The sequence below is a fragment of the Vibrio jasicida CAIM 1864 = LMG 25398 genome (assembly GCF_000400365.1).
GTDB lineage: Bacteria > Pseudomonadota > Gammaproteobacteria > Enterobacterales > Vibrionaceae > Vibrio > Vibrio jasicida.
In genome coordinates, this window is the sequence record NZ_BAOG01000079.1 from 1 (window position 1) to 472 (window position 472).

3 tRNA genes are annotated in these 472 nt (G+C 48.3%); all 3 read left to right on the top strand.

Going from position 1 to position 472, the window contains the following annotated elements:
- Positions 1–5 precede the first annotated feature (5 nt).
- Positions 6–82 (top strand) — tRNA-Met (locus tag VJL_RS20240).
- Between the two features lie 53 nt (positions 83–135).
- Positions 136–220 (top strand) — tRNA-Leu (locus tag VJL_RS20245).
- A gap of 46 nt (positions 221–266) precedes the next feature.
- Positions 267–341: transfer RNA gene (locus VJL_RS20250), tRNA-Gln, on the top strand.
- Positions 342–472 lie beyond the last annotated feature (131 nt).

Below are 472 nucleotides of genomic sequence, written 5' to 3' on the forward strand. Positions count from 1 at the left end.
TTGTTGGCTACGTAGCTCAGCTGGTTAGAGCACATCACTCATAATGATGGGGTCACAGGTTCGAATCCCGTCGTAGCCACCATTTATTCAGATAAATAGTTTATACTTACGACTATTGATCAGAAGTATTAAAGCGCGGTCGTGGCGGAATTGGTAGACGCACCAGATTTAGGTTCTGGCGCCGCAAGGTGTGAGAGTTCAAGTCTCTCCGACCGCACCATACTTTCCTTGATTGGGAAGCACTTAGCTGAAAGACTAAGACCTGTAGGGCTATCGCCAAGCGGTAAGGCAGCGGCTTTTGATGCCGCCATTCCCTGGTTCGAATCCAGGTAGCCCTGCCATTACAAAACGTTGTTAAGGTTATACCAATTACCTTAGTAACTAAAAAAACACGATGCGGTCGTGGCGGAATTGGTAGACGCACCAGATTTAGGTTCTGGCGCCGCAAGGTGTGAGAGTTCAAGTCTCTCCG